This window comes from Bradyrhizobium sp. 35, from assembly GCF_023073215.1.
Taxonomy (GTDB): domain Bacteria; phylum Pseudomonadota; class Alphaproteobacteria; order Rhizobiales; family Xanthobacteraceae; genus Bradyrhizobium; species Bradyrhizobium canariense_D.
On record NZ_JADPJC010000144.1, the window covers coordinates 363,432 to 376,710 of the forward strand.

The window sequence follows — 13,279 nt, forward strand, 5'->3', positions numbered from 1 at the left end:
AGAAATCAACGAGAAAATCCATCCCTCGAAAGCGCGCCGGCTGAGAACAGCTTTGCCCAAAGCCGCACCTTTCCAGCATGGAACGACTATTGCGAGAGAATGGCGGGTGACAGCGCCGGCCGCCTCTTATATCCGGTGAGACATGGACAGCGTCGCGACTGAACACAAGGCCGAGGTGGACGATCGCTTCGACACCGCGCGGATCACCGCCGCGGTCGATGCGCTTGCCGAGAAGCACCAGGGACGCGAGGACGCGTTCCGCACGGCCATGGCGCAACTGCTCAAGGCCGAGCTGATTGCCTCGCGCGCTGCGGCACAGACGATCCTGCTGAAGGACCGTCATGGCCGGCGCTGCGCCGAGCGACTGTGCCACGTGCAGGACGAGATCATCCGCATCCTGTATTCGGCCGCGACCCGCCATCTCTACCGCTCGCCGATTCCGAGCGGTGCCGAGCGCATGGCAGTGGTGGCGACCGGCGGCTATGGCCGCGGCCTGATGGCCCCCGAGTCCGACATCGATCTGCTCTTCATCCTGCCCTACAAGCAGACCGCCTGGGGCGAGCAGGTCGCCGAGGCCATTCTCTATTGCCTCTGGGACATGGGGCTGAAGGTCGGTCACGCCACGCGCTCGGTCGACGAGTCGATCCGGCAGGCGCGCGGCGACATGACCATCCGCACCGCGATCCTGGAGACGCGCTTCCTTACCGGAGACCGGCCGCTCTATGACGAGCTGGTTGCCCGCTTCGACAAGGAGGTCGTGCAAGGCACCGCGTCCGAGTTCGTCACCGCGAAACTCGCCGAGCGTGAGGAGCGGCATCGCCGCGGCGGCCAATCGCGTTATCTGGTCGAACCCAACGTCAAGGACGGCAAGGGTGCGCTCCGCGACCTGCACACGCTGTTCTGGATCGCGAAGTACGTCTACCGCGTGAGCGACACCGACGAACTGGTCGACCGCGGCGTGTTCGACGCGCAGGAATACCGCACCTTCCGCCGCTGCGCCGACTTCCTCTGGTCGGTGCGCTGCAATCTTCACTTTTACTCCGGTCGCCCTGAAGAGCGCCTCTCCTTCGACCTCCAGCGCGAGATCGCGGTCCGGCTCGGCTACACCTCGCATCCCGGCATGCAGGACGTCGAACGCTTCATGAAGCACTACTTCCTGGTCGCCAAGGAAGTCGGCAACCTCACCGCCATCCTCTGCGCCAAGCTCGAGGACCAGCAGGCCAAGCCCGCGCCGGTGCTGAGCCGGATGATGGCGCGGCTGCGCCCCACCGCGGTGAAGCGGCGAGTGCCCGACAGCGACGACTTCATCGTCGACAACAACCGCATCAACGTCGCCGCGCCCGACGTGTTCAAGCATGATCCGGTCAATTTGATCCGCATCTTCCGCCTGGCGCAGAAGAACAATCTCGCCTTCCACCCGGACGCGATGCGCGACGTGACGCGTTCGCTCGGCCTGATCAACGCGCAGATGCGCGAGAATCCCGAAGCCAACCGGCTGTTGATGGAGATCCTGACATCCGACAACGCGGAAATCGTGCTGCGGCGGATGAACGAGACCGGCGTGCTCGGCCATTTCATCCGTGCCTTCGGCAAGATCGTCTCGATGATGCAGTTCAACATGTATCATCACTACACCGTCGACGAGCATTTGATCCGCTGCGTCGGGTTCCTCCAGGACATCGAACGCGGCGGCATCGAGGAATTCGCGGTGGCGAGCGACCTGATGCGCAAGATCCGGCCGGAGCATCGCTCCGTGATCTACATTGCGACGCTGCTGCACGACGTCGCCAAGGGCCGGCCCGAGGATCACTCGATCGCCGGCGCCAAGGTGGCGCGACGGCTCTGCCCGCGGCTCGGCTTCAGTCCGGCCGACACCGAGCTCGTGGCCTGGCTGATCGAGGAGCATCTGACGATGTCCACGGTCGCACAGTCGCGCGATCTCTCCGACCGCAAGACCATCGAGAATTTCGCCGCCGTGGTGCAGTCGGTCGAGCAGATGAAGCTCTTGACGATCCTGACCACCGCCGACATCCGCGGCGTCGGCCCAGGCGTGTGGAACGGCTGGAAGGCGCAGCTCTTGCGCTCGCTGTACTACGAGACCGAACCGGTGCTGACGGGTGGCTTCTCGGAGGTAGACCGCGGCAAGCGGCTCACGGCCGCGTATGCCGAATTCCGTAACGCCTTCGCGGAATGGCCGGCGGAAGAGCTCGACGCCTATATCGCCCGGCACTATCCGGCCTATTGGCTCAAGGTCGAGCTGCCGCGCAAGATCCGCCACGCGCGCTTCGTCCGTGCCAGCGAGCAGGCGGGCCACAAGCTCGCGATCAATGTCGGCTTCGACGAGGTGCGTGGCGTCACCGAGCTGACCATCTTCGCCGCCGACCATCCCTGGCTGCTGTCGATCATCGCAGGCGCCTGTGCCTCGGCCGGTGCCAACATCGTCGATGCCCAGATCTACACCACGACCGACGGTCGCGCGCTCGACACCATCTCGATTTCCAGGGAATACGACCGCGACGAGGACGAGGGACGGCGCGCCACACGCATCGGCGAGATGATCGAGGACGTGCTGGAAGGCAAGCTGCGTCTGCCCGAAGTGGTGGCCCGGCGCACCGTGCGCGGCAAGGCGCGGCCGTTCGTGATCGAGCCGGAAGTGACCATCAACAACCAATGGTCCGACCGCTACACAGTGATCGAAATGTCCGGCCTCGACCGCCCCGGGCTGCTCTACGAGCTGACCACCGCGATCTCGAAGCTCAACCTCAACATCGCCTCGGCCCATGTCGCGACCTTCGGCGAGCGCGCGCGCGACGTGTTCTACGTCACCGATCTCCTGGGCGCACAGATCAGCGCGCCGACACGTCAGGCCGCGATCAAGAGCGCGCTGACCCACGTGATGGCCGGCGACAAGGCGGTTCAGCCAGCGGCCTGACTTCTCTCGTCATTCCCCGCTGAATCATCGCGCCGACTTTTGTTCGGAGAATCGCAGCGCGTTCACCAGCGCAGACAGCGTCGCCGGTTGATGCCGACGACTGGGATAATACATGAAGAAGCCCGGAATTGGCGGAGTCCAATCCTCCAGCACCCGGACAAGGCGGCGCTTCGCAACATATTCGGCGACCTGCTCTTCATAAGCGAGTCCCACACCAACCCCGGCGAGCGCCGCCTGGATCACCAGGTGGGTATCGTCAATGATGAGTGGGCCGTTCACGTTGATCGTGACCGACTTTCGTCCCTGCTGAAACTCCCACCGATATGGTCCACCCGCAAGACGCAGCGTAACGCACCGATGATCGTTCAGATCCTTTGGTTTCTTGGGGATGCTTCGTGAAGCGAAATAGCTTGGCGAGCCCACTACCGCCAATCGCAGTTCGGGCGTGAGGCGAACCGCGATCATATCCTTTTGAATGTACTCGCCAAGCTGGATACCGGCATCGAACTCGCCTGCAACAAGGTCCACGGGGCCAGTGACGGTAACAACGTCCAGAACGATGTCCGGGTAGGACTCAGCGAAAGCTCTCAACCGCGGCAACAACACCATCACGGCAGCTGATCGTGACATTACGATTCGGAGACGACCTTCGGGTCGCTGCCGAACACTTCGGGCCTTGTCGAGGGCGTGACGAATTTGCTCAAGCGCCGGAGACAAGTCTTCCAAAAGAGCTGCCCCCGCAGCGGTTGGCGCAACGCTCTTGGTTGTTCGAGCGAGCAGCTGCAGCTCAAGCCGTTGCTCAAGCCTCCGGATTGTGTGACTCAAGGCAGACTGAGACACACCCAGCTTTATCGCAGCGCGCGTAAAGCTTCGTTCACTGGCCACGATTGCGAACGTCGCGAGCTCGTTCAATTCGTTTGTCATCGTCTATGAATATCGATCATAAGCCCATGCCGCGCAAGTCGGCTGGCTTCATAAACAACTATGCCGTAGGCTCCCACCCGCAATTCGACGACCTACGGTGCTTTTCTGCACGGGCGCCAGGCTGACGCTCGGCACGGCTGGCCGGGCCGGGCCGCATGAATGCCCGGTGTAACGGCTTTGAGGATGACAATGAATACGGACGTTCCCGCCTTGCACTCCCTTGCGCAAACCTATTTCGATGCTGCCTATGAAATGGATGCCGAGAAATTTGCATCCATATTTCACCCCTTGAGTTCCGTGACGAAGGTCGCCGAGGACGGCAACGTGGGCGTGACGCCGATTGCGACCTGGCTGGCAGCGGTCCGCGACATGAAAGCTCCAAAGCAACAGGGCTTCGAGCGAGACGATCAGATCCTGTCGACGGATGTTGAAGGAGAGCTCGCGCTTTTGAAGGTGAAATTGCGCATCCCGCCGCGTTACTTCACAGACCTGTTGTCGTGCTTGAAGGTGAACGGGACCTGGAAGATCGCGCAGAAAGTAATGACGTCGAACGTCTGATGGATTCGGTCACGGCGGGGGAGAGCGGCCGAAGGCTCGCTCGACGGCCCATCGCCGGCCGCCGCCAATCGCTCAACCGTTGTCAAACAGGCGCTTAGACCGCCACGCCTTCATGCCGCAGCAGCCAGCGCTTGCGCTCGAGGCCGCCGCCATACTTCACCAGAGAACCATCGGCGCCGATCAGGCGGTGGCACGGCAGCACCACGCTGATCGGATTGGAGCCGTTGGCATGGCCGACGGCGCGAATGGCTTTGGGCGTGTCGATCCTTGCGGCGAGCGCGCCGTAACTCATTGTGGTGCCGGCAGGGATTTGCGCCAATGCATTCCAGACCTTCTGCTGGAACGGCGTGCCGGCGATGCGCCAGGCGATGTCTGAGAGCTGGCCGAGATCGCCGTCGAAATAGTCCGACAGCGCAGTCCGCATGGCCGCGGGCGCGGGCTGGTCACTCAGGTCCACCAGACCGTAATGCAGGCGCAAGAGCTCGCGCATGCGGTGCTCGTAATCCTCCCAGTCGAGCGCGCGCAAGGCGCCCTCAGCGTCGGTGATCAGCAGCGCGATCCCGATCGGCGTCGCCAGCCGATCGAGGCCGAAGCTTACAGGCGGTTTGGTCGGTCGCGCGGGCATTGCGGCACCATTGCATCGAAACACGCCATCGCACTTGCCACGCCAGCCGTGCTAGCGTCCACCCGAAAGCTGACGCTGGGGGAGCTCAACTTGATCTGGATCGCGAATATCCTGGTGGCGCTGGTCGCCGCACTGCACGCTTACTTCCTGATCCTGGAGATGTTGCTCTGGGACAAGCCGCAGGGCTTGAAGGTTTTCCGCAACACGCCGGAGAAGGCAGCGATCACCAAGGTGCTGGCCGCGAACCAGGGACTCTATAACGGTTTCCTGGCCGCCGGCCTGGTCTGGGGGCTGGTGCACGGCAATCCGGCCTTCGCGTTCCAGATCAAGGCGTTCTTCCTGCTCTGCGTGATCGTGGCCGGCGCTTATGGCGCGGCGACCGTCAGCACGCGGATCCTGATCGTGCAGGCGCTGCCGGCGGCGCTCGCGCTGTTGGCCTTGTTCCTGACCTGAGATGCCATAGCGCGGCACCGCGATCCTTGCGCGGCGCCTGCCGTTCCTCCACAATCTCCGACAGCGATGGCGACCGTTGGCAATCAACGGGACAAGACCGTCGGTCGGAAATTCCGTCAGGAGGAACAAGCCCACATGAGCAATCGCAGAGCCTTCATCACCGCCACGGCGGCGCTCGCCTTCGCGTTCTCCGCCAACCAAGCTCTCGCCCAGAAGAAATACGACACCGGCGCGAGCGACACCGAGATCAAGATCGGCCAGACCGTGCCGTTCTCCGGGCCCTATTCCGTCTACGCCAATATCGGCAAGACCCAGGCCGCCTACTTCAAGATGATCAACGATCAGGGCGGCATCAACGGCCGCAAGATCAATCTGATCCAGTATGACGACGCCTATTCGCCGCCGAAGACGGTCGAGCAGGTGCGCAAGCTCGTCGAAGGCGACGAGGTGCTGTTCACCTTCCAGATCATCGGCACGGCCGCGAACGCTGCCGTGCAAAAATATCTCAACGGCAAGAAGATCCCGCAACTGCTGGCCTCGACCGGCGCCGCGCGCTTCAACGATCCGCAGAACTATCCCTGGACCATCGCCTATAATCCCAACTACGTGTCCGAGGGACGCATCTACGCCAAGTACATCCTCAAGGAGCATCCGAACGCCAAGATCGGCGTGCTCTACCAGAACGACGACATGGGCCGCGACTATCTCGCCGGCCTCAAGAGCGGTCTCGGCGACAAGGCCGCCAGCATGATCGTCGGCGAGGTGTCCTACGAGGTCACCGATCCGACGGTGGACTCGCAGGTGGTCAAACTGAAGTCGTTGGGCGCCGATCTTTTCTATGATGCCTCGACACCCAAATTCGCGGCGCAGGCGATCAAGAAGGTCGCCGAGCTCGGCTGGACGCCGGTGCACATTCTCGACATCAACGCGAGCCCGATCTCGGCGACGTTGAAGCCGGCCGGTCTCGACATCTCCAAGGGCATCATCTCCACCCAATACGGCAAGGAGCCCGGCGATCCGCAGTGGAAGGACGATCCGGGCGTGAAAGCGTTCTTTGCCTTCATGGACAAGTATTTCCCCGAAGGGGACAAGCTCAATACCGTCAACACCTATGCTTATTCAGTCGCCGAATTGCTGACGCAGGTGCTGAAACAGTGCGGCGACGACCTGTCGCGTGAGAACGTGATGAAGCAGGTCGCTAACATCAAGGACTTCACCCCGAGCTTCGCGCTACCCGGCATCAAGATCAACACCGGGCCGAACGACTACCGCGTCAACAAGCAGATGCAGATGATGAAGTTCAACGGCGAACGCTGGGAGCTGTTCGGCCCGATCATGGAGGATGCGGGTCCAGCGGGTTAGCCTCTCGGATATCTCATAGGGCGGGTTACGCCCGGCGGACTGCACTTCGCGCATCCGCCGGCGCTGCCCACCTTACAAACCTGCTGCGCAGCCGCGCATGCTACGAACTGCGGGCGCACGCCCAAACTTGCGTTGCAACAACGCCTCATCCACTATCGCCGTCAGCGGTGACATCAGGTGCGCACAGGCGCACCTGATTGATCACCGGCAACAAACATTGAGGAAATGCGAATGAGGAATGGAATGCTGCATCTGGCCACGGCAACGGCGCTGACCCTGGCGCTATCGGTCTCGGCGGCCAATGCCCAGAAGAAATATGATCCGGGGGCCAGCGATACCGAGATCAAAGTCGGCCAGACCGTGCCGTTCTCGGGACCGGCATCGGCCTACGCGTCGATCGGCAAGACCCAGGCCGCCTATTTCAAAATGATCAACGACCAGGGCGGCATCAACGGCCGCAAGATCAATCTGATCCAGTATGACGACGCTTACTCGCCGCCAAAAGCAGTGGAGCAGGTGCGCAAGCTGGTCGAGAGCGACGAGGTGCTCTTGACCTTCCAGATCATCGGCACGCCATCGAATGCGGCCGTGCAAAAATATCTCAACTCCAAGAAAGTGCCGCAGCTGTTCGCGGCCACCGGCGCCTCGAAGTTCACGGACCCGAAGAACTTTCCGTGGACGATGGGCTACAACCCTAACTATTTCGTCGAGGGCCGCATCTACGGCCAGTACATCCTGAAGGAATATCCAAACGCCAAAGTCGGCGTGCTCTATCAGAACGATGATCTCGGCAAGGACTATCTGAACGGCATCAAGGCCGGGCTCGGCGACAAGGCCGCCAAGATGATCGTCAACGAGTCCTCCTACGAAGTCTCGGACCCGACCGTCGATTCGCAGATCCTCAAGATCAAGGATGCCGGCGCCGATCTGTTCTTCAGCGCCAGCACGCCGAAGCAAGCGGCGCAGGCGATCAAGAAGATCGGCGAGATCGGCTGGAAGCCGGTGCAGATCGTCGACATCAACGCCACCTCGGTCGGCGCGGTGATGAAGCCTGCCGGTCTCGACGCCGCCAAGGGCGTGATCAGCGTCAATTACGGCAAGGATCCGCTCGATCCGACCTGGAAGGACGATGCCGGCCTGAAGAAGTATTTCGACTTCATGGCGAAGTACTATCCGGACGGCGACAAGGATTCGAACTTCAATACCTACGGCTACGGTACCGCCCAGCTTTTGGCCCACGTGCTGCAGCAGTGCGGCGACAACCTGACGCGCGAAAACGTCATGAAGCAGGCGGCTTCGCTGAAGGACGTGACCAGCGATATCGCCCTGCCCGGCATCAAGGCCAACACCTCGGCGACCGACTACCGCGTCAACAAGCAGCTTCAGATGATGAAGTTCAACGGCGAACGCTGGGAGCTGTTCGGCCCGCTCCTGGAAGATGCGGGTCCGGCGGGTTAGTTTTCTCGGAGCAAGCAGGTGAGGCGTGGATGGCCGAGTCAAGCCCGGCCATCCACCTTGAGGAGGGAGTTCCGCCGACGCCGCTCAGGCCGGCACCTCGCCAAAGTTCTTGCCCACCGGCAGCACCGCGTGCCGAATGAGCCGTGAATCCTCCACGGCGGCCTGCCTGTGCTTAACCGCTTCGCGATAGACGGGATCGCGGATCATCTCGACGAACGCGGCGACGCTTGGGTATTCGGCGATGAAGCAATGGTCCCAGCGCTCAGTCTCGGGGCCGATCAGCATCAACTCGAATTTGCCTTGCCAGACGATGCGGCCGCCGAGGCGTTCGAACACCGGGCCGCTCTCGCGGCCATAGGCCGCATAGGCTTCCGCGCCGCTCGCCTTGCGGCCATCTGGATAGGCTGCCTCCTTGCGTAAGCGCACCAGGTTGAGCATGTGGATCGGGCCGGGACGGTCGTTGTCCCGGAACTGCGCGAAAATCTCCTTGGTTGGATCGATGTGGCCCATCTGAGTTTCCTTTTCTTTTATGCCGGCGATCCTAGCTCTGCCGACCTCCCAGCGGAACTGCGGCCAGCGAATGCCGCACCTCCTAATCGCGCGTTAAGCTCTGGGTAACCGGGCCTTAAACAGCGACCGCTAGCGTGCGGCGGGGCGGGCTGACCGGGCGTTTGCGTATGGGGTTGGGAAAGAAAAAGGGTGGGCGGAAGGAGCCGTTGTTCGGCTTGCCTGCGGCACTCGCCGATCTGCGCCTGACCGCGGCCGACCGCATTCCTGGCGGCGATGAGAAGCCGAAGAAATCAACGAAGTCATCTGCCAAGCGCAAGAGCGAGGATGCCGGCGACGAGCCGCCGCGCGAGCGGAAGGCGCCAGCCGGCCGCGGCAGCCCCAAGCGGCGATCGAAGTCACGCATCGGCGCGAGCCTTGGTCGCCTGGTCTATTGGGGCGCGGTGCTGGGCCTATGGGGCGCCATCGCCGTGATCGGCGTCGTGATCTATGTCGGCGCTCATCTGCCGCCGATCCAGTCGCTGGAAATCCCCAAGCGGCCGCCGACGATCCAGATCGTCGGCATGGACGGCAGCATGCTGGCGCAACGCGGCGAGATGGCCGGCGCCAACGTCTCGCTGAAGGATCTGCCGCAATATCTGCCCAAGGCGTTCATCGCCATCGAGGATCGCCGCTTCTATTCGCATTTCGGCATCGATCCCGTGGGCATCCTCCGCGCGCTCGTCACCAACGTGCTCCATCGCGGCGTGTCGCAGGGCGGCTCGACGCTGACGCAGCAATTGGCGAAAAACCTGTTCCTGACCCAGGAGCGCACCATGGCGCGCAAGCTGCAGGAAGCGGAGCTCGCGATCTGGCTGGAGCGCAAGCATTCCAAGAACGAGATCTTGGAGCTCTATCTCAACCGCGTCTATTTCGGCTCCGGCGCCTACGGCGTCGAGGCCGCCGCGCAGCGCTATTTCGGCAAATCGGCCAAGAACGTCACCGTCGCGGAAGCGGCGATGCTGGCCGGTCTCGTCAAATCGCCCTCGCGGCTCGCGCCTAACCGCAACCCCGAGGGCGCAGAAGCGCGCGCGAAAATCGTGCTCACGGCGATGGCGGATGCCAAATTCATCACCGAAGCGCAGGCGCAGGCCTCGATCGGCCAACCCTCCTACAATGTGAAGCCGGTCGGCGCCGGCACGGTCAATTACGTCGCCGACTGGATCGGCGAGGTGCTGGACGATCTGGTCGGCCAGATCGACGAGAGCATCAAGGTCGAGACCACGATCGATCCGAAGCTCCAGAGCGTGGCGGAAGCCGCCATCATCGACGAGCTCGCGGCCAAGAGCGTGAAATTCAATGTCAGCCAGGGCGCACTGGTGGCGATGACGCCCGACGGCGCGGTTCGCGCCATGGTGGGCGGGCGGAACTATTCCGAGAGCCAGTACAACCGCGCGGTCACCGCCAGGCGCCAGCCGGGCTCCTCGTTCAAGCCGTTCGTGTACCTGACCGCGCTCGAGCAGGGGCTGACGCCCGACACGGTCCGCCAGGACGCGCCGATCGAGGTCAAGGGCTGGAGGCCTGAGAACTACACCCACGAATATTTCGGCGCGGTGACGCTGACCCAGGCGCTCGCGATGTCGCTCAACACGGTCGCCATTCGCCTCGGCCTCGAGGTCGGGCCGAAGAACGTGGTGCGCACCGCGCACCGGCTCGGCATCTCCTCGAAACTCGAGCCCAACGCCTCGATCGCGCTCGGCACCTCCGAAGTCTCGATGGTCGAGCTGGTCGGCGCCTATGCACCCTTCGCCAATGGCGGCTTCACGGCGACGCCGCATGTCGTCACGCGGATCAGGACGCTCAGTGGCAAGCTGCTCTACATGCGCCAGGCGGACGAGCACAACCAGGTGGTCGACCCGCGCTATGTCGGCATGATGAACGCGATGATGCGGGAAACGCTGATCAGCGGCACCGCCAAGAAGGCGGAGATCCCGGGCTGGCCAGCGGCCGGCAAGACCGGCACCAGCCAGGACTACCGCGACGCCTGGTTCATCGGCTACACCGCCAACCTCGTCACCGGCGTGTGGCTCGGCAATGACGACAACTCGCCGACCAAGAAGGCCACCGGCGGCGGCTTGCCGGTCGAAGTCTGGTCGCGCTTCATGCGCACAGCGCACGAGGGCGTGCCGGTAGCAGCCTTGCCGAGCTCTCCAGGTGGCTGGGGCCTGTCGAACCTGGCGCAGGCGACGTCGCAGGTGTCGCCGCCAACAGCGGCAGCGCCCGGACCCGCACCGGCCAGCAACGGCGGCTATCGCCCACCCCCCACGCGCGCCAATGCGCGACCGGAGGCAGCCGCAGGACTCGATGGCTGGCTGATGGACCGGCTGTTCGGCGGGAATCGCTAGCGCCGACCTGAGGTCCGGGTGACCTCAAAACAAAAACAAGCGAAAACAACCCCATGCACAGTAGCCGAGGATAACGAAATCAACGGCTTGCGTGAGGCGCAAGACGGCTGATTCTGACAGCAAAGCCATTTGACACCTCGGGCAAAACAGAACCGTTCCGCCATCATCCCGAACGCGGCCGCTATCTCGGCTCTCCCGGTTCGCCACCGGTGTCGTCTTCGGCAAGTCCTGCCTACCATGGCAAAATCGGCCGATCCCCGCAGCTCCCGGAACGCAAAAACACCAGTCTCTTCAAGCTCCGGTCGGCGGCCCGGGATTTGCTCTCACAGGTTGAGCAAGTATCGGAGAGCGTTCCATGATGTCGGGTGTATCCAGCGCGGCGTTGCCTCATCTGCGACCCGCATCAACGTCCGCTTCGAATAGGACATCGAGTCTTCAGCCGGCGGGACCGGATGCGACTGATGCTGCGACCGACGGCTTTCGGATTGACGTCTCGCAGGTCAAGCCCCTGACAGGCGCCAAGTCGATATCGGCGGCGGACAATCCTCACCTGCGCGACCTCATGGCATCGAACTGGCTGATGACCCATGACACGAGCGCAACTCAGTCGGTCGTCTCGGACGATGCCCCTGAGAACACCTATGCTCAGGTGAAGGTCGACGGCAAGGTGGTCGCCACCCTGTACAATGGCGGGTCCTCAACGATGACCAACGAGGCGGCTGGAAAGATCGGCAAGCTGGAGGATCCACCCGATCTGAGTGGACCGGATCTGGCGCAGTGGCGGGCCGACAGATACGCCGAGCGGCTCGGTGGCACCGTTGAAAAAGCTTCCACCGCGATCACGCAATCGCAATGGACCCCGCGTGAAAGCAGCTCCGCAACCTATAGCCGCGATCAACTCGACGCAGCCTTCCAGGCGATGCTGGCCGAGGGCCAGAAGGCCGGCGTGCAATTGCAGTCATCCTATCTCGCCTCGCGCACGCAGCCGGGGACAAGCGCGGATGTCAGCGCCTGAGCAGAGGGATGAATTGAGTACGCGCGGACGTCGCTGCATTCTCAACTGTCATTCCCGCGAACGCGGGAATCCAGTACGCCGCGGCCTCTCGGTTCAATAACAACCGCCTCGGAACACTGGATCGCCCGGTCGAGCCGGGCGATGACAGCGTCAGATGGAGGTTGGCAGCGAGGGCCTAATCCTCGACCCCGTAGCGGTGCAGGTCGTTGCCGTACGTATCGAGCCACTTCTTGGCGCGCTCCATCGACGGGCAGACCTTGCCGCAGACGCGCCAGAACCGCGCCGAGTGGTTCATCTCAACGAGATGGGCGACCTCGTGGGCGGCGAGATAGTCGAGCACGTAGGGCGGCGCGAGGATCAGGCGCCAGGAGAACGACAGCGAGCCGGCCGAGGTGCAGGAGCCCCAACGACTGGATTGATCGCGGATCGAGAGCCGCTTGACCTTGACGCCGAGCTCGGCGGCATAGGATTCCGCCGCACGCTGAAGGTCGCGGCGAGCCTCGCGCTTGAGGAAGTCGCTGATGCGACGGTCCGCATGCTCGACGCCGCCGGCGACGCAGAGAATGCGCTCCCCGCTGTCGCGCACTTCCGTCCACACCGTACCGCGCGTGCCGGCGCGATGAACGATGCGATGGGCCGTGCCGCGAAGTGGTATCACTGTGCCAGGCTGGAACGGCGCGGCCTTCGGCAAACGGCCGAGACGTGCCGCGATCCACGCGCCGTGGCGCTGCGCGAAGTCTTTTGCTTCGGCGAGCGTGCCGCGCGGCGGCATGGTGAGGATGGCTTCGCGATCGCTCGGATGAATTCTGAGCGTGTAACGGCGCGCGCGGCGATGCCGGCGCAGTCGAATCGCAAAATATTGCGATCCATGGGTGATCAGGAGGGTCTTCGGCTCGTGGGGCCGCCGATAGAGGAGTGCGCGAGTGGCCATGTCTGTCAGTCCGGGGGGCAGGAGAGCGCCCGGATTCTGCCATAACCGCCGCCAGGGAAAGCGCTCGGCGCAAAAACAAATCATTTGCCCAATATACAGGGGTCTGGCGTCCGGGAGACCCTACAGACTG

General features: G+C 63.1%; 11 protein-coding genes. 7 read left to right on the plus strand and 4 right to left on the minus strand.

Going from position 1 to position 13,279, the window contains the following annotated elements:
• The first annotated feature begins 142 nt into the window (after nucleotides 1-142).
• Nucleotides 143-2,932: a [protein-PII] uridylyltransferase gene (locus IVB36_RS30390; RefSeq protein WP_085361945.1), complete on the plus strand. Its 2,790-nt coding sequence runs from the start codon at nucleotides 143-145 to the stop codon at nucleotides 2,930-2,932.
• 24 nt (nucleotides 2,933-2,956) lie between these two features.
• Here IVB36_RS30390 and IVB36_RS30395 read toward each other — a convergent pair whose 3' ends face one another.
• A complete protein-coding gene (locus tag IVB36_RS30395; RefSeq protein ID WP_018455891.1) occupies nucleotides 2,957-3,856 on the minus strand; it encodes a LysR family transcriptional regulator in 900 nt (299 codons plus the stop codon).
• 189 nt (nucleotides 3,857-4,045) lie between these two features.
• On the opposite strand from IVB36_RS30395, the gene IVB36_RS30400 reads away from it, so the two are divergent.
• Complete coding sequence (locus tag IVB36_RS30400) at nucleotides 4,046-4,414, plus strand: nuclear transport factor 2 family protein (RefSeq protein WP_247295911.1); 369 nt, start codon at nucleotides 4,046-4,048, stop codon at nucleotides 4,412-4,414.
• A 94-nt stretch (nucleotides 4,415-4,508) separates the two neighbouring features.
• Here the strand turns inward: IVB36_RS30400 and IVB36_RS30405 are convergent, their stop codons facing one another.
• Entirely contained in the window at nucleotides 4,509-5,039 is a 531-nt protein-coding gene (locus IVB36_RS30405) for a methylated-DNA--[protein]-cysteine S-methyltransferase (RefSeq protein WP_018455889.1), read from the minus strand.
• 90 nt (nucleotides 5,040-5,129) lie between these two features.
• On the opposite strand from IVB36_RS30405, the gene IVB36_RS30410 reads away from it, so the two are divergent.
• The 3 genes from IVB36_RS30410 (at nucleotide 5,130) to IVB36_RS30420 (ending at nucleotide 8,312) form a co-directional block, all read left to right on the plus strand.
• Nucleotides 5,130-5,492 carry a DUF1304 domain-containing protein gene (locus IVB36_RS30410; protein ID WP_231189569.1) on the plus strand — a complete coding sequence of 121 codons (363 nt, stop codon included), beginning with the start codon at nucleotides 5,130-5,132 and terminating at the stop codon, nucleotides 5,490-5,492.
• A gap of 135 nt (nucleotides 5,493-5,627) precedes the next feature.
• The gene (locus IVB36_RS30415) at nucleotides 5,628-6,854 is read left to right on the plus strand and encodes an ABC transporter substrate-binding protein (RefSeq protein ID WP_026233046.1); all 1,227 of its coding nucleotides are present in this window, start codon (nucleotides 5,628-5,630) and stop codon (nucleotides 6,852-6,854) included.
• 231 nt (nucleotides 6,855-7,085) lie between these two features.
• A complete protein-coding gene (locus tag IVB36_RS30420) occupies nucleotides 7,086-8,312 on the plus strand; it encodes an ABC transporter substrate-binding protein (protein ID WP_085385519.1) in 1,227 nt (408 codons plus the stop codon).
• Between the two features lie 84 nt (nucleotides 8,313-8,396).
• Here the strand turns inward: IVB36_RS30420 and IVB36_RS30425 are convergent, their stop codons facing one another.
• A complete protein-coding gene (locus IVB36_RS30425; protein WP_018455884.1) occupies nucleotides 8,397-8,822 on the minus strand; it encodes a DUF1330 domain-containing protein in 426 nt (141 codons plus the stop codon).
• Nucleotides 8,823-8,989: 167 nt separating this feature from the next.
• On the opposite strand from IVB36_RS30425, the gene IVB36_RS30430 reads away from it, so the two are divergent.
• Both IVB36_RS30430 and IVB36_RS30435 read left to right on the plus strand, forming a co-directional pair.
• Entirely contained in the window at nucleotides 8,990-11,203 is a 2,214-nt protein-coding gene (locus IVB36_RS30430) for a penicillin-binding protein 1A (RefSeq protein WP_018455883.1), read from the plus strand.
• A gap of 355 nt (nucleotides 11,204-11,558) precedes the next feature.
• Complete coding sequence (locus IVB36_RS30435) at nucleotides 11,559-12,218, plus strand: hypothetical protein (RefSeq protein WP_247295909.1); 660 nt, start codon at nucleotides 11,559-11,561, stop codon at nucleotides 12,216-12,218.
• Between the two features lie 175 nt (nucleotides 12,219-12,393).
• On the opposite strand, the gene IVB36_RS30440 is transcribed toward IVB36_RS30435, so the two are convergent.
• Nucleotides 12,394-13,233, minus strand: coding sequence for a SprT family zinc-dependent metalloprotease (locus tag IVB36_RS30440; protein WP_026233044.1), 840 nt, complete (start codon nucleotides 13,231-13,233; stop codon nucleotides 12,394-12,396).
• Nucleotides 13,234-13,279: the final 46 nt, after the last annotated feature.

What these genes read in the sequence shown, in the direction of transcription:
- IVB36_RS30415 (WP_026233046.1), top strand. Translation starts at nt 5,628, where the DNA reads ATGAGCAATCGCAGAGCCTTCATCACCGCCACGGCGGCGCTCGCCTTC.
- IVB36_RS30435 (WP_247295909.1), top strand. Translation starts at nt 11,559, where the DNA reads ATGATGTCGGGTGTATCCAGCGCGGCGTTGCCTCATCTGCGACCCGCA.
- IVB36_RS30395 (WP_018455891.1), bottom strand. Translation starts at nt 3,856, where the DNA reads ATGACAAACGAATTGAACGAGCTCGCGACGTTCGCAATCGTGGCCAGT.
- IVB36_RS30430 (WP_018455883.1), top strand. Translation starts at nt 8,990, where the DNA reads ATGGGGTTGGGAAAGAAAAAGGGTGGGCGGAAGGAGCCGTTGTTCGGC.
- IVB36_RS30405 (WP_018455889.1), bottom strand. Translation starts at nt 5,039, where the DNA reads ATGCCCGCGCGACCGACCAAACCGCCTGTAAGCTTCGGCCTCGATCGG.
- IVB36_RS30420 (WP_085385519.1), top strand. Translation starts at nt 7,086, where the DNA reads ATGAGGAATGGAATGCTGCATCTGGCCACGGCAACGGCGCTGACCCTG.
- IVB36_RS30440 (WP_026233044.1), bottom strand. Translation starts at nt 13,233, where the DNA reads ATGATTTGTTTTTGCGCCGAGCGCTTTCCCTGGCGGCGGTTATGGCAG.
- IVB36_RS30390 (WP_085361945.1), top strand. Translation starts at nt 143, where the DNA reads ATGGACAGCGTCGCGACTGAACACAAGGCCGAGGTGGACGATCGCTTC.
- IVB36_RS30400 (WP_247295911.1), top strand. Translation starts at nt 4,046, where the DNA reads ATGAATACGGACGTTCCCGCCTTGCACTCCCTTGCGCAAACCTATTTC.
- IVB36_RS30425 (WP_018455884.1), bottom strand. Translation starts at nt 8,822, where the DNA reads ATGGGCCACATCGATCCAACCAAGGAGATTTTCGCGCAGTTCCGGGAC.